Raw genomic sequence first — 21,520 nt, forward strand, 5'->3', positions numbered from 1 at the left:
TCCCTGACACACCACAGCCCAAATGTGGGAGCTGGCTTGCCTGCTCCCACCTTTTAGTCCGTGTGTGTCAGCGGGATTCGCCGAGTAGCAAACTCTGCTCGCGCGCGCACAACTCCACCACATAATCCCACAACACCCGCAACCGCACAGACTTGTGCAGCTCTCGGCGCGAGCTGATCCAGTAGCTGCGCTGGATGCTCTCTGCCGGCAGCAACGGCACCAAATCCTTGTCGCCCGCCGCCATAAAGCATGGCAACACGGCAATGCCCAACCCCGAACGCGCCGCCTGGTGCTGGGCGATCACGCTGGTGCTGTGGAACACCACCTTGGGGTTGCGACAGAAGCTGTTGAGGAACTTCAGTTCCTGGCTGAACAGCAGGTCATCGACGTAATCGATCCAGGCATGGGCGGCGAGGTCTTCGCGCTTTTCGATCGGCGGGTTGCGCGCAAGATAAGCGCGGCTGGCATACAGCGCCAGACGGTAGTCGGTGAGTTTGCGTGTCACCAATTGATCGACGCTGGGGCGTTCCAGGTGGATGCTGATCTCCGCTTCGCGATTGAGGATGCTGACAAAACGCGGTACGGCCACCAGCTCCACTTCCAGACCTGGGTAACGCTCGAACAACCCGCCCATGCGCCCGGCGAGGAACATCACGCCCAGACCTTCGGCCACCCCCAGACGTATCTTGCCCAAGGGCGCGGCTGAGTGGGTGAGTTCGTCTTCGGCCAGCAGCGCCACGTTCTCCATGACTTCGGCATGTTTGAGCAGCGCCTCGCCCGCGGGTGTCAATTCGTAGCCTTGGGCGTGTTGCACAAACAGCGCGGTGCCGAGGCTTTTCTCGATGGCCTCGATATGCCGGGCCACGGTGGCATGCGTGGTTTTCAAGCGTTGCGCGGCGGTGAGCAGGCGGCCACTGCGCTGCAACTCGAGAAAAAACCGCAGGTCATTCCAGTCGAACATATCGCCTCCATTGCCTGAGCCCGGACCGCGCTGTTTAAAAACGCACAGCAGCTGGGTAAAAACTAACATTTTTAAGACGAAAACTAACAACTAGGATGGGGCCAACAAGAAAAACAAGCGAGCCCCCAGATGCCCATTGCAACTGCTGAATACGATTACATCGTGGTCGGCGCCGGCCCCGCCGGTTGCCTGCTGGCCAATCGTTTGTCCGCCAACCCGGCCCACCGCGTCCTGCTGCTCGAAGCCGGTGGCCGCGACAATTACCCCTGGATCCATATCCCCGTCGGCTACCTGTTCTGCATCGGCAACCCGCGCACCGACTGGTGCTTCAAAACCGAGGCGCAAGCCGGCCTGCAAGGTCGCGCCCTGAGCTACCCACGGGGCAAAGTGCTCGGCGGCTGCTCGTCCATCAACGGCATGATCTACATGCGCGGCCAAGCCCAGGACTACGACGGCTGGGCGGCAGCAGGCAACCCGGGCTGGGCCTGGAACGATGTGTTGCCGCTGTTCAAACACAGCGAAAACCACTTTGCCGGTGGCTCGGAATTCCACAGCGATGGTGGCGAGTGGCGCGTCGAGCAGCAGCGCCTGTCGTGGCCAATCCTCGATGCGTTTCGTGAGGCGGCAGCCCAGAGCGGCATCGCCAACATCAATGATTTCAACCAGGGCGACAACGAAGGCTGCGGCTACTTCCAGGTCAACCAGAAGGCCGGGGTGCGCTGGAATGCGGCGAAGGCGTTTCTCAAGCCGATCCGCCAACGCCCCAACCTGACTGTGTTGACGGAGGTGGAGGTCGACCGTGTGCTGCTGGAAAACGGCCGAGCCTCCCAGGTTGGCGGGCGCCAACACGGCCGACAGCTCAGCTGGAAAGCGCGCAAGGAGATCATATTGTGCGCCGGTGCCGTGGGCTCGCCGGGCATTCTGCAGCGTTCCGGGATCGGCCCCACCAACGTGCTCAAACCGTTGGGCATTGATGTGGTGCATGAACTGCCGGGCGTGGGCGGCAACCTGCAAGATCACCTGCAACTGCGCCTGATCTACAAACTGGAAAATGCACGTACCCTGAACCAGATCGCCGGCACGCTGTGGGGCAAGATGGGCATGGGCCTGCGCTACCTGTACGACCGCAGCGGTCCGCTGTCGATGGCGCCCAGCCAGCTTGGCGCATTTGCCCGCTCCGGGCCGGAGCAGACGTCGGCCAACCTTGAATACCATGTGCAGCCGCTGTCCCTGGAGCGCTTTGGCGAACCGTTGCACGGCTTCCCGGCGTTTACCGCGTCGGTCTGCGACCTGCGCCCGCAAAGCCGCGGCCGCGTGGATATTCGCTCGGCCAACCCGGCGGATGCCCCGCTGATACAACCCAACTACCTCAGCCACCCCGAGGACTTGCGCGTGGCCGCCGACGCCATCCGCCTGACCCGGCGCATCGTCGCCGCGCCCGCCTTGAGCCAGTTCAAACCGGTGGAATACCTGCCTGGCGATGCGCTGCAAACCGAAGCACAACTGCACGAAGCCGCGGCACGCATCGGCACCACCATTTTCCACCCGGTGGGCACCTGCCGCATGGGCGATGACAAGGACGCCGTGGTCGACAGCCAACTGCGTGTGCATGGCATTCCCGGGCTGCGCATTGCCGATGCGTCGATCATGCCGCGCATCACCTCCGGCAATACCTGCTCACCGACGCTGATGATCGCGGAGAAGGCTGCGCAGTTGATCCTTTCACCGAACACTGTAGGCGCGAGCTTGCTCGCGAAAAACCCACCCGCACCGCGCACCGCGCAGGGCACCCCGCGTAATCGTTGACGATATATGAAGAAAAACAGCGGCGCCGAAGTTGGCGCCGACAGTGGGACAACAATAAATAATCACTGTGAGGGACACCCAATGTCAGAACATGCTCAACCCCTGGGCTCGGCGGCCAGTGCAAGCACTGCCAACGAATCAAGAAAAGTCATCTTCGCCTCGTCCCTGGGGACGGTGTTCGAGTGGTATGACTTTTTCCTCTACGGCGCCCTGGCGGCGGTGATCAGCAAGCAGTTCTTCGCCGGGGTCAACGACACCACTGCGTTTATCTTTGCCTTGATGGCCTTCGCCGCAGGCTTCGTGGTGCGTCCGTTCGGAGCATTGGTGTTCGGCCGCCTGGGCGACATGATCGGGCGCAAGTACACCTTCCTGGTCACCATCATTTTGATGGGCGTGGCAACCTTCTGCGTCGGGCTGCTGCCGACCTACGCCAGCATCGGCATCGCCGCACCGATCATCCTGATCGTACTGCGTATGTTGCAGGGCCTGGCGCTGGGCGGCGAGTACGGCGGCGCGGCCACCTATGTGGCCGAACATGCGCCACCCGGCAAGCGCGGCCTGCATACCAGCTGGATTCAATCCACCGCCACCCTCGGCCTGCTGCTATCGTTGCTGGTGGTGCTGGCCTGCCGTTACTTCACTGGCGATCAGTTCGAAGTGTGGGGCTGGCGCATCCCGTTCCTGTTTTCCATCGTGCTGCTGGGCATCTCGACCTGGATCCGCATGAGCCTGCACGAGTCGCCGTCCTTCCTGAAAATGAAAGAAGAAGGCAAGGCCTGCAAGGCGCCGATCCGCGAGTCGTTCGGTAAATGGGAAAACCTCAAGGTCGTACTGATTGCCCTGTTCAGTATCAACGGCGGGCAGGCCGTGACTTTTTACGCGGCGCAGTTCTATGTGCTGTTCTTCCTGACCCAGTTCCTGCGCATGGACCCGGCTCTGGCCAATATGTTGCTGATCATCAGCGTGGTGATTGGCGCGCCGTTCTTTATCCTGTTTGGCTGGCTGTCGGACAAGGTCGGGCGCAAGCCGGTGCTGATGCTCGGCCTGCTGCTGGCGACCGCGCTGTACTTCCCGATCTTCAAGGGCCTGGCGCACTACACCAACCCAGCGATGGACCAGGCCAGCCGACAGGCGCCGATTACCGTGCTGGCCGACCCGGCCACCTGTACTTTCCAGTTCGACCCGGTGGGCAAGGCGCGTTTTGACAGCCCATGCGACAAGGTCAAGACCTTCCTGGTCAAGCAGGGCCTGCCCTACAGCAGTGCCGCCGCTCCGGCAGGCAGCCCGGTGCAGGTGAGCGTGGGCGATGTGCGCATCGACGGCTTTGACGAGGCGGCACTGCGTGGCGCCGTGACCCTGGCCGGCTACCCGTCTTCGGCGGACGTGGCCCAGGTCAACAAGGTGATGGTGGTGGTGCTGATCGTCGTGCTGATCCTGATCGCGGCCATGTGCTACGGGCCATTGGCGGCGCTGATGGTGGAGCTGTTTCCGACGCGTATCCGCTACACGTCGATGTCCCTGCCCTACCATATCGGCAACGGCTGGTTTGGCGGGTTCCTGCCGACCGTATCCTTTGCCCTGGTGGTGTACACCGGCGATATCTTCTATGGCCTGTGGTACCCGGTGGTGGTGACTGGGGTGAGCTTGATCGTCGGTTTGTTCTGCCTCAAAGAAACCCGGCATGTGGATATCGATAACAACTGAGTTCGTTTGAACACCGAAGATCCCTTGTGGGAGGGAGCAAGCCCCCCTCCCACATTTTGGTTGTTGTTGCTCACACAAATTGCTGTACATCCATACAGATAATGGTTGCTCAAATCCTTCTGACTAAGCATCCTGCAAGGCATCAACCCGATCTGATGTGATGACCATGCGGCTGTACCTCTGTGAAAAACCCTCCCAGGCCAAGGATATCGCGGCCGTGCTCGGCGCCACACGCCGCGGCGACGGCTGCTGGCTGGGCAATGGGGTTACTGTCACCTGGTGCATCGGGCACCTGTTGGAAACCGCCCCGCCCGACGCCTACGACGCCAAATACAAACGCTGGGTGCTGGCCGACCTGCCGATCGTTCCGGAAAAATGGAAGATGCTGGTCAAGCCCAAGACCGCCAGCCAGTACAAGGCGGTCAAGCGCTTGCTGGGGGAAGCCCAGGAGCTGGTGATCGCCACCGATGCTGACCGTGAGGGCGAGATGATTGCCCGTGAACTGGTGGAGCATTGCCGCTACCGTGGGCCGATCCAGCGGCTGTGGCTGTCGGCACTGGACGAGGCCTCCATTCGCAAGGCCCTGGCGGCGCTCAAGCCGGGCGCCGAAACCTTCAGCCTGTATCACTCGGCCCTGGGCCGCTCCCGCGCCGACTGGCTGATCGGTATGAACATGAGCCGCCTGTTTACCCTACTGGGGCGCCAATCCGGCTATCAGGGCGTATTGCCAGTAGGCCGGGTGCAAACCCCGACCCTGCGCCTGGTGGTGGACCGTGATCGCAGCATCGCCGATTTCGTACCGGTGGCGTATTGGGCCATTGATGTCGACCTGCGTCACGAAAGCATGACCTTCACCGCCCAGTGGCGCGCCAATGAAGATGCCTGCGATGATCAGGGCCGTTGCCTCAACCCGCAACTGGCGCGGGACGCTGCTGACGCCATGGGCAACGCGAACGCGGCGCGGCTGGTAAAGCTGCGCACCGAACGCATGCGCGAAGTCGCCCCCCTGCCCTTTGACCTCGGCACACTGCAGGAAATCTGTTCCAAAAAGCTCGGCCTGGGCGCCCAGGAAACCCTGGATATTGCCCAATCCCTCTACGAAACTCATAAGGTCATCACCTACCCGCGCAGCGATTGCGGCTACCTGCCGTTGAGCCAGCACAGTGAGGCGCCAAAGATCCTCTCGGCGCTGGGCCGTGCGGATGCGGCGGTCAACGAATTGATGCCGCACATCGACCCTCAACGCCGCTCGCGGGCCTGGAATGACGCCAAGGTCAGCGCCCACCACGGCATCATCCCCACTGGGGCGGGCAAGGATTTAAGCCAACTGACCGGCAAGCACCGTGCGGTCTACACCTTGATACGCGCGCGCTACCTGGCGCAGTTCCTGCCCAACCATGAATACGACCGCACCCAGGCAGATTTCGACTGTGCCGGCCAGGCGTTGCGTGCGGTGGGCAAGGTCATCATCGAAGCCGGCTGGAAACGCGCATTGCCCGAGGCACTGGCGCCCGCCAAAGGCCGTGAAGCGCCTGCGCCCCAGGCCTTGCCGACGCTGGTGCAGGGCCAGGACTACGCCGTGGCCAAGGTCAACCTCAAGGACCTGTGGACCCAACCACCCAAGCCCTTTACCGAAGGCGACCTGATCAAGGCGATGAAAAACGTCGCCAAACTGGTGCAAGACCCGCTGCTCAAGCAAAAGCTCAAGGACACCACCGGCATCGGCACCGAAGCCACTCGCGCCGGGATCATCCAGGGCTTGCTGGACCGCGGTTACCTGGTGAAAAACGGCAAAGCCCTGTCGGCAACCCCAGCCGCGTTCAGCCTGATTGACGCGGTGCCCCGCGCCATTGCCGACCCAGGCACCACCGCCATCTGGGAACAAGCGCTGGACATGGTGCAAAGCGGCGAAATGAGCCTGGAAGAATTCGTTGCCAAGCAGGCGGCGTGGATGAGCAAGCAGGTGGCGCGCTGTAACGGTATGCGCATGACCATCACCGGCCCCGCCAGCCCGGCAGGTCGAGGTGCCACGCCCTGGAAGAAGAAACGCAAGAGCGCTCCACGCAAGGCTGCGGCCAGTCCAAAGCGCACAAAGAAACCGACAACGGCGGGCTAGAACGCGTAAAAATCCGGCAAATGACGTTTTTCGACAGGTTTAACGCCGCTTTGGGTCTTGCCCTGCCGCAGGCCGTCTAGGATTCTTTAGGGGACCCTGACTACCTAAGAACAACACCGGAGTGGCCGCCATGAAAACCGTCGCACAATTGCTCAAAGCCAAGGATCAGAAAAACCAGGACGTCCACACCATTCAATGGGACCACACGGTGTTCGAAGCGCTGGTGCGGATGTCGGAGAAAAACGTCGGTGCCTTGCCAGTCGTCAAGGAAGGTGCGGTCGTAGGGATCATCAGCGAGCGTGATTACGCACGTAAACTCATTCTCAAAGGCCTGTCGTCGGTGACCACTCGGGTCGACGATGTTATGAGCTCTCCCGTCATCACCGTCGACACCCATAAAAGTGTCGAGGAATGCATGAACATCATGACCGACAGTCACCTGCGCCACCTACCGGTGGTCGAAGACGGCAAACTGTTGGGCCTGCTGTCCATCGGCGACTTGGTGAAGGAAGCCATTGCCGAACAGGCTGATCTGATCAAACAGCTGGAGCAATACATCCGCGGCGAATAGGAGACACCATGCTCGACACGCTGGAACATCAGGCGGACCACCTCGAAATCCTGCACCGGGCTATGGCTGAACGACGCTTTTTAGCCTTGACCGGCGCAGGCATCAGCACCTCGTCGGGCATCCCGGATTACCGCGACAGTGAAGGTGTACGCCGGGGCAAAGCACCGATGATGTACCAGGAATTTCTTGCCACCCCGGATGCGCGACGCCGTTACTGGGCACGGGCGATGCTGGGTTGGCCGCGTGTGCGCATTGCGCAGCCGAACAAGGCTCACCTGGCACTGGCGACACTGCAACACCGTGGCCATATCAGCGGGCTGATCACACAGAACGTCGACACCCTGCATGACCAGGCCGGCAGCCATGACGTGATCGAGTTGCACGGCAGCTTGCATCGGGTGCTGTGCCTGGATTGCCAACTGCGCAGCGAGCGCGATGTGATCCAGCGGCAAATGGAAGTTGATAACCCGCATATGGCGCAGGTTCACGCCGTGCAAGCGCCGGATGGCGACACCTTGCTCGATCCGGCGTTTGAACAACACTTCCAGGTGCCCCACTGCCCCCATTGCAACGGCGAGCGGCTCAAACCTGACGTGGTGTTCTTTGGCGAGAATGTCGCACCGGCGACGGCGCTGAAGGCGATGGCGGCGGTAGAACACGCTGAGGGCCTGCTGGTGGTGGGGTCGTCACTGATGGCCTATTCGGCGTTCCGATTGTGCAAGGCCATGGTCGAGCAGCGTAAGCCGGTGATTGCGATCAATCTGGGCAAGACACGCGGGGATGAGCTGCTGCAGGTTAAAATCCAGGCCTCCTGCGAGCAGCTACTGCCGTTGCTCGCCGACCGGCTCCTACAGGAGGGTTGAAACGCCCGACCTGCACCTCCAAAAAATGACGCCCAAGTCACGTTTTCCCGCATTCCCCCGCCCCCACAACAAATTATGTAGTGATCAAAAATAATCACTACATAATCGTTGACGTAACCTTTTTGTCCTTGCATGATCTAGACGTCTCCCGGATCGGGAGCGTTGGTAACAAGCGTTTTGAACAGGCTCGTCTGACCGCCGAGCTGTTTTTCCGGATGTGCACTGCCCACAAGGCAGATTGATGAAGCTGACCAGCCCCGAAAGGGTCCGGTACAAGGAGCTAAAACGCTGCTTGTCTTCGTTATGAAAGCGTTGCGTAGCAGTTCATCAGCAAGACTACATGCATCAGGTTCAAGACCCTGCCCGTATTCGGCAGACCGTCACTGACGCCCGGTTTTCGGAACCGGAGACAACTACGCAGTTTTAACGAATCAATTGATAGATCGCCAACTGGTCAAGGGGCTTACACATGAATCTGAACAACCAACCAACTATCGATGAATTGGCTGAGATGTTCGCAGCGCAGAAAGACACACTCGACGACCATATCCTGTGGATTGGCAAATCGGGCGAAGTGCAAATTGACTGCCTGGCGCCCCATACCGAAGAAGCCGAGTTCGACCGCAATAACCGTGAACTGGCGGCGCGCCTGAAGATGTACCGCCGTGGCCAGGGCTATGTCGGAAAGAAGGCTGCGGCTGATCGAAACTTTATCGAGCAGGTGTTCGATACACTCAACAATGCCTGGGCATCTTTCAAAGACAGCTCGCAAGTTAAAGTGATCGACCGCTACTACTAAGTATTACTCAATCAATGCGGGAGCTGGCTTGCCAGCTCCCGCATTTTTTATAACGTTAGAAAGTTGGAAACCTGCCCTTCCCCGCCTCATCCCGAAAAATATCGAACAACACTTGCGCCGCCGCCGACAACTCATGGCCCGGTTTGGTCAACACGCCAATTGGCCGCTCGATCACCGGGCCGGTCAAGGTAATGCAATGAGCACCCGCCTCCTCCATCTGCCGGGCACATAACGCTGGCACGGCGCTGACGCCCAGCCCGCTGGCGACCATCTTCCCCACGGTCGCCAGTTGATGGCTTTCCAACGCTACGGGCAATTTCATCTGCAAGGCGCCAAGGTGTTCTTCCAACATCACACGTACCGTGGAGGGGCGTTGCAACGTGATAAACGGTTGCTCCAGCAAGGTTTTCCAATCGATCTCGGCACGCTGAGCCAACGGCGAATCCCCTGGCACCACGGCGATAAAGCGATCCAGATATAACGGCGTAAATGCCAACGATGACCCTTCGGACGGCTCGAATGCAACGCCCAACTCCACCTGACGGTCGCGCACCATCTCCAGCACTTGCTCGTTGATCAGGTCATGCACCGTCACGTTCACCTGAGGGTAACGTGCGCGGAATATCTTCAGGATCGGCGGCAACAGGTTACCGGCAAACGACGGCATGGCCGCCACCGTCACGCGCCCGCGTTGCAGGGTAAAACGCTGGCGCAGTTCGTCCTCGGCGTTGTCCCAGTCGGCAATCAACCGGCGCGCCAGGGGCAACAGCGATTCGCCCTCGGGGGTCAGCGCGACGTTACGGGTATTGCGGCTGAACAGGCGCCCGCCCAACCCTTCTTCCAACCCCTTGATGGTCAAGCTCAGTGCCGACTGAGAAAGGTGCAGGCGCTCGCAGGCAGCAGCAAAACTCAGACTCTGAGCAACGGCGAGAAAGGCACGCATCTGTTTGACGGTCATGAGGCAGCTCCAGACAGCAGTTGGACTATGCTGTTTTCTAAATCAATCAACCTTAAAAAACAACTTAACAAATCAATCCACTGGCGCAACACTCAACGCACTGGCTGGACCACAAACAATAAAAGAGGTGCATATGGCAGGTTTCGATAAACGCGTGGCGTCCTATGAAGAAGCACTGGCAGGCCTGGAAGACGGCATGACCGTGCTCTCCGGCGGTTTTGGCCTGTGTGGCATTCCGGAAAACCTCATTGCCGAGATCAAGCGCAAAGGCACCCGCGACCTGACGGTGGTTTCCAACAACTGCGGCGTCGATGGCTTCGGCCTGGGCGTGCTGCTCGAAGAAAAACAGATCAGCAAGGTGATCGCCTCTTATGTGGGTGAAAACGCCTTGTTCGAGAAGCAACTGCTCAGCGGCGAAATCGAAGTAGTCCTCACCCCCCAGGGCACCCTCGCGGAAAAAATGCGCGCAGGCGGCGCCGGCATCCCGGCCTTCTTCACCGCCACCGGCGTCGGCACCCCAGTTGCCGAAGGCAAGGAGACCCGCGAATTCAACGGCCGCCCGTATTTGATGGAAGAGTCCATCACCGGCGATTTCGCCATTGTCAAAGGCTGGAAAGCCGACCACTTCGGCAACGTCATCTACCGCCACACCGCCCAGAACTTCAACCCGCTGGCCGCCACCGCGGGCAAGATCACCGTGGTCGAAGTCGAGGAAATCGTCGAACCGGGCGAGCTGGACCCGGCGCAGATCCACACCCCTGGCATCTACGTCGACCGGATCATCTGCGGCACCTTCGAGAAGCGCATCGAACAGCGCACCGTCCGCAAATAATCCCCGTCCAGAACAATAAGAGGAAACAACCATGGCTCTTACCCGCGAACAAATGGCTCAACGCGTCGCCCGCGAAATGCAGGACGGTTACTACGTGAACCTGGGCATCGGCATTCCGACCCTGGTGGCCAATTACATCCCCGACGGCATGGAAGTGATGCTGCAATCGGAAAACGGCCTGCTCGGCATGGGACCGTTTCCTACCGAAGAAACCATTGATGCCGACATGATCAACGCCGGCAAGCAAACCGTGACCGCGCGTATCGGTGCCTCGATCTTTTCTTCCGCCGAATCCTTCGCAATGATCCGCGGCGGCCACGTCGACCTCACGGTACTCGGCGCGTTTGAAGTGGACGTACAAGGCAACATTGCCTCGTGGATGATCCCCGGCAAGCTGGTCAAGGGCATGGGCGGTGCTATGGACCTGGTGGCCGGTGCGGAAAATATCATCGTGATCATGACCCACGCGTCCAAGGACGGTGAGTCCAAGTTGCTCAGCCAATGCAGCCTGCCGCTGACCGGCGCCAACTGCATCAAGCGTGTGCTCACGGACCTGGCGTACCTGGAAATCGAAAATGGCGCTTTTGTCCTCAAGGAACGCGCACCTGGCGTCAGTGTTGAAGAGATTGTGAGCAAGACCGCCGGTAAACTGATCGTCCCGGACCACGTTCCAGAAATGCACTTCCAGTGAGGACAGATTCCATGCAAGACGTCGTGATTGTTGCTGCCACCCGCACCGCCGTGGGCAGCTTTCAAGGTTCGCTGGCGAGTATTCCGGCCCCGGAACTGGGTGCCGCCGTGATCCGTCGCCTGCTGGAGCAGACCGGCCTGGACCCGGCCCAAGTCGATGAAGTGATCCTCGGCCAGGTGCTCACTGCAGGCAGCGGCCAGAACCCGGCGCGCCAGGCTTCGATCCTCGCCGGCCTGCCCCACGCCGTGCCGAGCCTGACCCTGAACAAGGTTTGCGGCTCGGGCCTCAAGGCCCTGCACCTGGGCGCACAGGCCATTCGTTGCGGCGACGCCGAGGTGATCATTGCCGGCGGCATGGAAAACATGAGCCTGGCACCCTACGTACTACCCGCCGCGCGCACCGGTTTGCGCATGGGCCACGCGAAGATGATCGACAGCATGATCACCGACGGCCTGTGGGACGCATTCAACGACTACCACATGGGCATCACCGCCGAGAACCTGGTAGACAAGTACGGCATCAGCCGTGAAGCCCAGGATGCGTTCGCCGCCGCCTCCCAGCAAAAAGCCGCCGCTGCCATTGAGGCCGGACGTTTTGCCGACGAGATCACCCCGATCCTGATTCCCCAGCGCAAAGGCGACCCGGTGGCTTTCGCGGTGGACGAACAACCCCGCGCCGGTACCACGGCCGAGTCCCTGGCCAAGCTCAAGCCGGCGTTCAAGAAAGACGGCAGCGTCACCGCCGGCAACGCCTCCAGCCTCAACGACGGCGCCGCCGCCGTGCTGCTGATGAGCGCCGACAAAGCCCGCGCCCTCGGCTTGCCTGTACTTGCGCGTATCGCCAGCTACGCCAATGCGGGCGTGGACCCGGCCATCATGGGCATCGGTCCGGTATCGGCCACTCGCCGCTGCCTGGACAAGGCCGGCTGGCAGTTGGCAGACCTGGACCTGATCGAAGCCAACGAAGCCTTCGCTGCGCAATCTTTGGCAGTGGGCAAAGAGCTGGAATGGGACGCCGACAAGGTCAACGTCAATGGCGGTGCGATCGCCATCGGCCACCCGATTGGCGCCTCAGGCTGCCGCGTGCTGGTGACCCTGCTGCATGAAATGATCAAGCGCGACGCCAAAAAAGGTTTGGCGACGCTGTGCATTGGCGGCGGCCAAGGCGTGGCCCTGGCACTCGAACGCAACTGAATCGGATCGCTATTGTGGCGAGGGAGCTTGCTCCCGTTGGGCTGCGTAGTAGCCCCATGCCAATAAGAGCAACACAGAAAAGGCCCGGTTCCACGAAAAGCCAGGCCTTTTCTTTTATCGATTCCCTACCTGTAAGCACTCGGTCAGACGGTGGGAGCTGGCTTGCCTGCGATAGCGGTGTGTCAGTCAAATTATTGCTGACTGATACACCGCTATCGCAGGCAAGCCAGCTCCCACATTTGATCTCATTGCCTGTCACCCTGTGGCACCGCAAACACCGCACTCGCACGCAGCACAATGCGCTCCTGCACTTGCAAACTCAGCGTCGCAAACGCCATCTGCCGCCCGCGCTTGTGGCTTTCCAAACGTACCACCATCCACTCCCCCACCTGCACGGCGCCCAGGTAGTCCAAGGTCATGCTGGCAGTAATCAACGGCAGCGGTGGCTCACTGGAAAACGCCATGGCGTATCCCATGCCAATATCGGCCAGGCAAATCCCCGGCAATGCTTTGCGTTAATGGACCAGACCGGCTTTAATCGCGATCAATTTCTCCTGCACATTTCAAGGAAACGTAATGCGCCACCTGGACGGCAATTCCCACCCGCTTCGCGCGCCGCTGTTGATTTTGCTCGCTGGCCTGGCCTTGGCCGGTTGCTCACCCAAGGACCACTCTCGCGCCACGGTCATCAATGGCGAACAGGGCAAGGCTGGGGCGCAACTGGCCTATGAGCATGAACTGACCCTGGCCCTGCCCGGCGCCCTGCTCGCGCCGCGTATGCAGGCCACCCGCGAGGCGTGTGAAACGGCACGCTTTGGTGCCTGCAATATCCTTGGCATTACCGAAGACAGCAACGGCGGCCAGATCATCCTGCGGATCGCACCCACGGGTGTGGAACCGATGGTCGCCCTCGCGGCTGAAGGCGGCAAACTCGGCCAGCGCATCACTACCGCCGAAGACCTGGCCGATGCGGTCGACGATGTGCGCCGCCGCCAGCAGCGCCTGCAAGCCCAGCAGCAACGCCTCGACGAACTGGCCAAGCGCAAGGATATCAACGTCAGTGACTTGATCGTTCTGAGCAAGGAGCAAGCAAGTATTGAAAATGAGTTGCAGGCATTGGCCCAGGTTGCCGCCGGCCAGCAACGCCGCCTCGATACCAATCGCGTGACCCTGAATTTCCGCTCTTCTGACGGTGCGAACCAAGCGTCACGTTTCAGCCGGATGTTCAGCCACCTGGGAGACAACCTGGTGAACGGCACGGCAGACGCCCTGGAGCGTGCCAGCTATGTGCTGCCGTTTGTGATCCTGGCGTTCCCGGTGGTGTGGCTGTGGGTTGGGTTGTGGCGCCGGTTCGTCAAGCGTCGCAGCTGATCAGCGCTTGATACAGCGCTGATAGCGCTCATCCACACGCTTGGCAAACCAGGCCGTGGTCAGGTTGCGGGTGATCTTCGGGCTCTTGAGCACAATGCCCGGCAGGATCGCCCGTGGCAGCGGTTTGCCGGCCGCCTGGTCGGCCAGGCTGAAGACGCGCTTGTATAACGTAGTGTCCTCGAAATCCAACTGATCGCCCTGCTCCAACTGGCTGCGGATGCTCGGGTTGCGCATGTCCAGCTTCGCCCCCAGTGAGCGCACTGCCAGTTCGGTGGTGCCGGGCAGCAGGGAGCCATAGCGGATCAAGTCCCCATCCAGCGCCAGCTCTTTGCCCGTCACGCGGCTGACCGCGGCCTGGAACGCAGCATTGCGGCTGGCGTACCAACCGGCATTGAAATCGGCAAAGCGGTACAGCGGCTGGTCGTAGCTCACCGGGTAGCCGAGCAAATGGGCGATGCCGAAGTACATACCGCCGCGACGGGTGAACACTTCACGGCGAATCGTACCGTCCACCGTGTAGGGATAACCCCGCGCCTGTTTTTGTGCAAAGTCGATACTGACCTGCATCGGGCCTGCGGTGTGCACCGGGTTGAAGCCGCCAAACAAGGTATTACCCAGGGGCACCATGCTGATGAAGTCATCGAAGATCGCGCTCAAGTCCTTCTCCGTGCGTGCGGCATTCAAGCGGTCGGCGTAGGTTTTGCCGGTGGGCGAACGCAATTGCAGGGCGCTGCGTACCACGAACGCGGGCACATGCACCTTGCCGGCGCGACGCAGGATTTCATCCTGGGCGATCTTGCCCATGCCCGGCACAGGCGGGTCGACCTGATAGGTAGACTCCTGCTCGGTCACCGCCAGCACGGCGCAGATGTTTTCGGTGCTGGGGTAGATTTTCTGGGTGTCGAAGGCGGTGTAGATGTCCTGGGCCCAACCGTTGCGGTCCGACACCTTGGCCGGCAGCAGGCGCACGATCTGCGCCTTCACCTCGGCCTCACTGCGCTCGGGTTGCTGCGGGCCACGGGAGGTGGAACAGCCGGCCAGCACCAGCAAAGGCATGAGGCAAAAGAACAGACGACTTGGATACATGAGGCTTCCTTGGTTAACGACAGGCCGGGCAGTGCTGATATCGACAGGTAAGTCTAACCGGGGTTCGTCGGTGAGCCGAAGCGGATGCCTAGCCTTAGCTGAAACATCCCACATAACTGCCGGATAAGCGCTACTCCCCTGCCCTGTGAACCGCTGCAAAGTCCCTCGCCTGATTGAACAGTGCGAGGGATTGCAGATGGTTGTTTTCGTTACGCCCCCGGTTGATGGGGTTGGCGCTTGAACCCGGTCATTGGCAGGCTGGCCCTGACCCCAATGAACGTGAAAACGTTCGACGTTGAAGGCGTCTTCCGTGACTTTCGCGATTGCTTGAACACCTTTGACGATTGGGCCAATAGCTTCTGGAGCTTCTCGGCGCTGGAGCTTGAGCAGGTGTTCAAGGTCGGCGATGAGGTAACGCTCGTTGCCCCGATCAATCGCTCCCTGTTTCCCAGCAGCACCGTCGCCACCTGCCGGGCCAACGGTACGTTGACCCTGGTGCATATGTTCCAGAGCACGCGGTTCGTGCCGATCGGCGACACAGCGGTGATGCTGCAACGCGTTGATCCAAACGGCGGTCCGCTGGGCGAGCCCATCCACAAGACCATCGGCCCGAGCGGCATCCTTGAGATCACCGAGTGTGATCGCAACCAGCAATATCGGGTGAGCTTTTACCCCAACGTTTCCCAGGATCACCTCAAGGCGCTGTATGCCTCCTACCAGTCGGTGATCGCAGCGCTGGAAGCCCGGCTGCACAAAGAGTGGACCGACACTTTCCAAGCCCAGTGGAAAAGTTACGCAGACGCTCGCCCGCTTGAGCGGCGCCGCCTGCTGGAGGCGGCCTTTGCCAGCGGCATGGTCAAGGCGCTTTACAGCCTGTGGGACAACATTGGCGAGCTGTCGGCGCTGCTGGCGGACCTCAAGCCCAACAGCGAAAAACTGCTGCAATACCTTTCTCAAACTGAGCTCGATGAACTGCTGACACTGAGCAGTGACGCGATCGCCCAGGGCTTGCTGGTGCTCAGTGATGAGCCGCTGTTGTTTATCTATCTATCGGCGCTGGTCAGCTGGATGCGCATGCTCCCGCCGCCGGAGATGGCTGAACTGTGGGGCGAAATTACCGGTGAGGTCCTGATCAATCTGCTGCTGATTCGCGTCTTGGGTGCGATGGGCGTAGTGGTGCGATTGGGGGCTGGTGTGCTCAGTCACGTCAAATCCGGGCGCGCACGAGCGTTGTTGGAATTGCTGGCCAAGCAAGTAGTGGGGCCAGGGTTGGGGCCGCATGTCGAGGTCGCCAAGCCGGTGTTACTGAGCAGTGCCGCGACACCGGTCAAGGCCGTGCCGGTGGTGCCGTTGAAGGCAGGCGATACGCTGGTTTCGAACCCGGTGTCGATGGTGCGCAGCAAGACCCAACGCACCACGTTGGTCCGCCAGGAATCGGTGGATGATGCGCCTGCCGTGGCGTCGAATCCGAAGGGAGATGCGGCGGCTCCAGCAGATAAGACGGTCACTCATGGTTGCCCGGTGTCGATGGTCACCGGCGAGGAATTGCTGACCCTTACCGATGGCGCGCTGGACGGGATTTTGCCGTTTGAGTGGACGCGGCTGTATCGCACCAGTGCGGTGGAACTGGATTGCGGGTTGGGGTTTGGCTGGAGTCATGCGCTGGCGCACAGGCTTTGTGTGTCGGGCGATTCGGTGGTGTGGACCGATCATGAGAACCGCTCGACTACCCTGCCCTTGCCGACTTCTGCTCGGCCTGCGATTACCAACAGCCTGGCGGAAGCGGCGATCTACTTGGGCTCGGCTCCTGATGAGTTAGTGCTGGCCCAGGCGTCGCGGTTCTATCACTTTCGCGACGGTGTACTGACTGCGATCAGCGATGCGTATGACAACCGCCTGCGCATTTGCCGTGATCCTTCCGGGCGGATCGAGCGGCTGGATAACGGTGCTGGTCGCTCGCTGCTGCTGCGTTATGAGCTGGATCGAATCGTGGCGGTGGACTACCAGGTGCATCGCGCCAAAGGGCGTGAGCCCTACGTCTGGGAAACCGAGCAGAACGTTGTTTCCTACGCCTATGACGAAGACGGACGACTGGTTTGCGCGACCAATGCCGTCGGTGAAAGCGAGCGTTATCGGTACGACGATCAGCACGTCATTGTTGAGCGGCAGTTGGCCGGTGGGGCGAGTTTCTTCTGGGCGTGGGAAGGCTCCGGCAAGGCGGCACGTTGCGTCCGGCATTGGGCGAGTTTTTCGCAGATGGACACGCGTTATGCCTGGGGGGATGACGGCCGTGTCACGGTGCATAACGCCGATGGTAGCCAGGAAGTCTATGTCCACGACGACCGGGCGCGGTTGGTGCAGCGCATCGATCCGGACGGCGCGCAGCATTTCAAATCCTACGATGCCAAGGGGCGGCTGACCGTCGAACAGGATCCGCTGGGCGCGGTGACGGCCTATCAGTACGACGAAGCTGGGCGCCTGGTGGCTTTGTTTCCGGGGGATGATGAGCCGACGTCTTACGAGCATGACAACGGTTTTGTTCGGGTTGTGAGGCGTGGGGAGGCGGTCTGGAAATACGAGCGTAATAAGCAAGGCGATGTTACGCGTAGGACCGATCCTGACGGCGAGGTTACCGATTACAGCTACAACAAACACGGGCAACTGACCGGAGTTTGGTACCCGGATCATAGTTGCCATCGGCTGGTGTGGAATGAGCGGGGGCAGTTGCTGGAAGAGCAATTGCCCAATGGCGGGATCAAGCGTTATCGCTATGACGATTTAGGGCGACAGATTGCCCGCGAGGATGAGCATGGCGCACTGACCGGTTATGAATGGGACGCTGCCGGTCGCCTGCTGAAACTGATCCAGCCCGGCGGTGCTTGCCGGGAATTGAGCTACAACCCCTACGGAAAAATCATCGCCGAGCGCGATGAACTGGGCCACGTCACCCGCTACGAATACGCCGATGGGTTGCACCTGATCAGCCGCCGTATCAACGCCGACGGCACCCAGGTCAAATACCGCTACGACAACGTTCGCTTACTGCTGACCGAAATCGAAAACGAAGTCGGCGAAACCTACCAACTCGACTACCACCCCAACGGCCTGATCCAGCAGGAAACCGGCTTCGACGGCCAACGCACCGCCTACGTCTACGACCTCAACGGCAATCTGCAGGAAAAGACCGAACACGGCGATGACGGCAGTCAGCTAATCACCCGTTACGAGCGCGACCACGCCGGTCGCCTCGTACGAAAAACCCTGCCCGATACCAGCGTTGTCGACTATGCCTACGACCGCCAAGGCAACCTCCTCAGCGTCGAAGACGGTCACTGGGCGTTGGCCTACGAATACGACCGCCAAAATCGCCTGACCGCCGAACACCAAGGCTGGGGCACCTTGCGCTACGGCTACGACGCCTGCGGCCAACTACAAAAACTGCGCCTGCCCGACAACAACCGCCTCACCTTCAACCATGACAAGGGAGGCCATCTCGCTACGGTCGAGCTCAATGGTGAGGTGCTCACTGCACATTTATTCAAGAGCGGCCGCGAACACCAACGCCAACAAGGTCAACTGCTCAGCCACTACCACTACGACGACCAAAACCGCCTGCACGCCCACGCCGTCACACAGCAGGAAAATTACCTTTACCAGCGCCAGTACGACTACGACAAATCCGGCAACCTCACCCGCCTGCTCGACACCCGTAAAGGCGAACACCTTTACCGCTACGACCCACTGAATCGTCTGACCCGCGCCGATCACTCCCAAGACGTCCAGGAACGCTTCGCCCACGACCCAGCGGGCAACCTGCTGATGCAAGACCGCCCCGGCCCGGACATCGTTGCCGGCAACCGCCTGATGATCCAGGGCGACCGCCATTACGACTACGACGCCTTCGGCAACCTGATCCGCGAACGGCGCGGCAAGGGCCAGCAACTCGTCACTGAGTACCGCTACGACTGCCAACATCGGTTAATCACCATCACAAAACCGAACGGCGAAACCGCTAGTTATCGCTACGACCCGTTTGGCCGGCGTGTCAGCAAGACCGTGGATGACATAACCACGGAGTTTTTCTGGCAAGGCGACAAGCTGATTGCCGAGCACCATGCGGACTGTCATCACAGTTATATCTACGAGCCCAACAGCTTCCGCCCGCTGGCACTGCTGGAAGGCTACGGACCACAAGCCACAACGCCCTACAACTACCAACTCGACCACCTCGGCACACCGCAGGAACTGACCAGCCCCGAGGGCGAAATCGTCTGGTCCGCCCACTACCGCGCCTACGGCCAGATCGCCCGGTTCGACGTAAGCAAAATCGACAATCCGCTGCGTTTTCAAGGTCAGTATTTCGACGCGGAAAGCGGCCTGCATTACAACCACCATCGCTACTACAATCCGGATATTGGTCGTTACCTGACGCCGGATCCGGTGAAGTTGGCGGGTGGGATCAATGGGTATCAGTACGTGCCCAACCCCACAGGTTGGGTGGATCCATTGGGGCTAACTACCTGCCCAGGTGAGGACGGCTGTAGCCCAAAAGCTGAAGTAGCAAATCCCGCGAAAACGGTAACTGTTGATAAGGCCGAGCCTAGCCTGCCAACCGTTACTAGTAACGAGTACCTTTACCGCGGAGATGACAAAACACCTGAACAGATATTTAAAAATGGATTCAAAAGCAAGGGCGATAGCAACGATCTGTATTTGCACGCGCTCGACAGCAACAACCCACCAAGCAACTTCATAAGCACATCTCCCTCTAAACGGGTCGGAATCGATTTCGCCACTCAATATGGGACTCGAAAAGGTTTTCTCTACACGCTGAAGAAAATTCCAGGTCGGGACGTGAACAAAGAGCTAGGAAAATTAGCACCTTTTGACACTGAGGCAGAAATCGCAATACAGAGTAAGATCAGAACAGAAGATATCTTGGGTGTGACACCCATGAAGCGAGATGGCAGCTACACGGGCTATTCGATTCCAAACCCTAACAGGAAGATAAAATGAGAACAAAAAAAATTAAAGCCATAATAAACAACATTGAAAAATGCGTTACATTTAAATATGACTCTCGCCATACAAAATTAAAATTTTCAGAGGCGGAAAATTTTGCAAAAGTGTACGTAGCCGAAGATATCTATAACTGCTTAGCCAATGTTAGAAGAGACTTCCCTCACATACAATTCCTCTGCAAAGGCGCCAAAATAAATGTACGCCCCTCTAGCATGGCCTCACAAATGAGTGGCGGATTGGTTGCATATGAATTAACTCTTGGAAAGCGCCCAACACGAGAAGACCTGGTGCATATATTTGATCATGAAGAGCACAATCTTACTAACGACCCACAAGAACAATACCAATTTTATAAAGAGTGGCTAACTTCAATAGATGCAACCCAAACTGAACCTCCCCCACAAAGCGAAGCAACTTCCGATGATTTAAAATAACGCTCGAAATATATAGATTATTCAGCTCCCAGTCCGAACGGGCAATAAAATGGCAACGCAAAAATAAAAACAATAATCAACGACGAAAGAAAATTAGTAACAATAAGATACGACATTATAAGACTTAGAATGACATTTTCAGAGGCTGATAATTTCAGTAAGATTTACGAAGGGCAGGATATGTACGCTTGCCTAGCAAAAATCAGAGCTGATTTTTCGCATATGAATTTTTTATGCAAAGGTGCAAAAATAAATGTTAAGCCTTCCAGAATGGCATCTCAAATGAGCGCAGGCCTCGTCGCATACGAAATGACGTTAGGAAAACAGGCCACCCACGAAGACCTCGTCCGAATATTCGATTACGAAGATGAAAACCTAACAAATAACCCGCAAGACCAAGTGGATTTTTTCAAGAAGTGGTTGGCGTCGTTAGGCGCGGAAGATTACGAAAAGTTTGACTGCCGCCTGTCAGAACAAGTACGAAAGGAAACTCCACCTGTTAGCCCGGCGATTTGTGCCTTGTTCGCGTGATGCTGAAGCTACCACGCAGCCCAACCTAACCCAAGCCAGCTCATCACAAATGCTTGCTCACGCGAAATCGATGAGTACGCCAATCGAATTATCTCTTCGACACTTACGTGGAGGAGGCAGATTTCGTTAAAGACCCCAGCCATATTTACTATCAAATAAATCCGCCACCCTTGGACATAAAAATGAAAAAAATAGAAATATTCACAATCAAAAACTCGAATCGAGAAAAGGCAATAATCGAGTGCGACGGAAGCACAGCAACACTCTCGATAACATTCTCTAGTGGATTAGGAAAAACGTACAATGATGCGGATATTTATCTATGTTTTGGTTTACTGAGAAAAGAATTCAGCGACATTAGGTTCCTATGCAAAGGTTCCAAAATAAACGTATACCCTTCAGCCATGGCATCACAGATGTCCAGTGGAATCGTAGCTTATGAAACCCAAATAGGTAACCCGGATGCCAAGCTCGTCCGCATATTCGACTATGAAGAAAACGAACTCACAAACGACATCAACGAACAAATTGCTTATCGCACAAAATGGGCCGAATCACTGCCGATATAATTGGACGCCCCTG

At 58.8% G+C, this 21,520-nt stretch carries 17 protein-coding genes and 1 pseudogene; 14 read left to right on the forward strand and 4 right to left on the reverse strand.

The features are described 5' to 3' along the window. Nucleotides 1-67: 67 nt before the first annotated feature. Entirely contained in the window at nucleotides 68-961 is an 894-nt protein-coding gene (locus J1G33_RS22805) for a LysR family transcriptional regulator (RefSeq protein WP_148854144.1), read from the reverse strand. Between the two features lie 129 nt (nucleotides 962-1,090). Here J1G33_RS22805 and J1G33_RS22810 point away from each other — a divergent pair, with 129 nt between their 5' ends. The 6 genes from J1G33_RS22810 to J1G33_RS22835 all read left to right on the forward strand — a co-directional run bounded on the left by J1G33_RS22810 (nucleotide 1,091) and on the right by J1G33_RS22835 (nucleotide 8,820). Next, complete coding sequence (locus J1G33_RS22810) at nucleotides 1,091-2,767, forward strand: GMC family oxidoreductase N-terminal domain-containing protein (RefSeq protein WP_223018805.1); 1,677 nt, start codon at nucleotides 1,091-1,093, stop codon at nucleotides 2,765-2,767. 81 nt (nucleotides 2,768-2,848) lie between these two features. Beyond that, complete coding sequence (locus tag J1G33_RS22815; protein ID WP_078820865.1) at nucleotides 2,849-4,471, forward strand: MFS transporter; 1,623 nt, start codon at nucleotides 2,849-2,851, stop codon at nucleotides 4,469-4,471. A gap of 166 nt (nucleotides 4,472-4,637) precedes the next feature. Then, nucleotides 4,638-6,587 carry a DNA topoisomerase III gene (locus J1G33_RS22820; protein WP_148854147.1) on the forward strand — a complete coding sequence of 650 codons (1,950 nt, stop codon included), beginning with the start codon at nucleotides 4,638-4,640 and terminating at the stop codon, nucleotides 6,585-6,587. 130 nt (nucleotides 6,588-6,717) lie between these two features. After that, nucleotides 6,718-7,158 (forward strand): CBS domain-containing protein, encoded by a 441-nt coding sequence (locus tag J1G33_RS22825; protein WP_148854148.1) that lies wholly within the window; start codon nucleotides 6,718-6,720, stop codon nucleotides 7,156-7,158. Nucleotides 7,159-7,166: 8 nt separating this feature from the next. Further along, a complete protein-coding gene (locus J1G33_RS22830) occupies nucleotides 7,167-8,021 on the forward strand; it encodes an NAD-dependent protein deacetylase (protein WP_223018806.1) in 855 nt (284 codons plus the stop codon). Nucleotides 8,022-8,490: 469 nt separating this feature from the next. After that, nucleotides 8,491-8,820: a hypothetical protein gene (locus J1G33_RS22835; protein WP_003190335.1), complete on the forward strand. Its 330-nt coding sequence runs from the start codon at nucleotides 8,491-8,493 to the stop codon at nucleotides 8,818-8,820. 55 nt (nucleotides 8,821-8,875) lie between these two features. On the opposite strand, the gene J1G33_RS22840 is transcribed toward J1G33_RS22835, so the two are convergent. After that, entirely contained in the window at nucleotides 8,876-9,778 is a 903-nt protein-coding gene (locus J1G33_RS22840) for a LysR family transcriptional regulator (protein WP_032876764.1), read from the reverse strand. 133 nt (nucleotides 9,779-9,911) lie between these two features. Here J1G33_RS22840 and J1G33_RS22845 point away from each other — a divergent pair, with 133 nt between their 5' ends. Genes J1G33_RS22845 through J1G33_RS22855 form a run of 3 tightly spaced genes read left to right on the forward strand, consistent with a single transcriptional unit; the run spans nucleotide 9,912 to nucleotide 12,494 of the window. Then, nucleotides 9,912-10,610, forward strand: a complete 699-nt coding sequence (locus J1G33_RS22845) for a CoA transferase subunit A (protein WP_010211319.1) — start codon at nucleotides 9,912-9,914, stop codon at nucleotides 10,608-10,610. A 31-nt stretch (nucleotides 10,611-10,641) separates the two neighbouring features. After that, nucleotides 10,642-11,301, forward strand: a complete 660-nt coding sequence (locus J1G33_RS22850) for a CoA transferase subunit B (RefSeq protein WP_005786928.1) — start codon at nucleotides 10,642-10,644, stop codon at nucleotides 11,299-11,301. A gap of 11 nt (nucleotides 11,302-11,312) precedes the next feature. Then, entirely contained in the window at nucleotides 11,313-12,494 is a 1,182-nt protein-coding gene (locus J1G33_RS22855) for an acetyl-CoA C-acetyltransferase (protein WP_078820863.1), read from the forward strand. 245 nt (nucleotides 12,495-12,739) lie between these two features. On the opposite strand, the pseudogene J1G33_RS22860 reads toward J1G33_RS22855, so the two are convergent. Beyond that, nucleotides 12,740-12,985: pseudogene (locus tag J1G33_RS22860) on the reverse strand (acyl-CoA thioesterase domain-containing protein); the annotation flags it as partial. An 85-nt stretch (nucleotides 12,986-13,070) separates the two neighbouring features. On the opposite strand from J1G33_RS22860, the gene J1G33_RS22865 reads away from it, so the two are divergent. Further along, on the forward strand, nucleotides 13,071-13,865 hold the full coding sequence (locus tag J1G33_RS22865) for a DUF4349 domain-containing protein (protein ID WP_032876770.1): 795 nt from the start codon (nucleotides 13,071-13,073) through the stop codon (nucleotides 13,863-13,865). Here J1G33_RS22865 and J1G33_RS22870 read toward each other — a convergent pair whose 3' ends face one another. Then, the gene (locus tag J1G33_RS22870; RefSeq protein ID WP_078820862.1) at nucleotides 13,866-14,951 is read right to left on the reverse strand and encodes a DUF1615 domain-containing protein; all 1,086 of its coding nucleotides are present in this window, start codon (nucleotides 14,949-14,951) and stop codon (nucleotides 13,866-13,868) included. A 273-nt stretch (nucleotides 14,952-15,224) separates the two neighbouring features. Here J1G33_RS22870 and J1G33_RS22875 point away from each other — a divergent pair, with 273 nt between their 5' ends. From J1G33_RS22875 to J1G33_RS22890, 4 genes are all read left to right on the forward strand, one after another. Beyond that, nucleotides 15,225-19,967 carry an RHS repeat-associated core domain-containing protein gene (locus J1G33_RS22875; RefSeq protein WP_262416921.1) on the forward strand — a complete coding sequence of 1,581 codons (4,743 nt, stop codon included), beginning with the start codon at nucleotides 15,225-15,227 and terminating at the stop codon, nucleotides 19,965-19,967. Then, entirely contained in the window at nucleotides 19,964-20,407 is a 444-nt protein-coding gene (locus J1G33_RS22880; protein ID WP_223018808.1) for a hypothetical protein, read from the forward strand. Before J1G33_RS22875 ends, J1G33_RS22880 begins: the two co-directional genes overlap by 4 nt. A 129-nt stretch (nucleotides 20,408-20,536) precedes the next feature. Then, on the forward strand, nucleotides 20,537-20,938 hold the full coding sequence (locus J1G33_RS22885; protein WP_262416912.1) for a hypothetical protein: 402 nt from the start codon (nucleotides 20,537-20,539) through the stop codon (nucleotides 20,936-20,938). A gap of 107 nt (nucleotides 20,939-21,045) precedes the next feature. Beyond that, nucleotides 21,046-21,507, forward strand: a complete 462-nt coding sequence (locus tag J1G33_RS22890) for a hypothetical protein (RefSeq protein ID WP_347709544.1) — start codon at nucleotides 21,046-21,048, stop codon at nucleotides 21,505-21,507. The last annotated feature ends 13 nt before the right edge of the window (nucleotides 21,508-21,520 follow it).

Origin of the sequence: Pseudomonas sp. P867 (assembly GCF_019891455.1) — a bacterium.
In the GTDB taxonomy this organism is placed as follows: Bacteria; Pseudomonadota; Gammaproteobacteria; order Pseudomonadales; family Pseudomonadaceae; genus Aquipseudomonas; species Aquipseudomonas synxantha_A.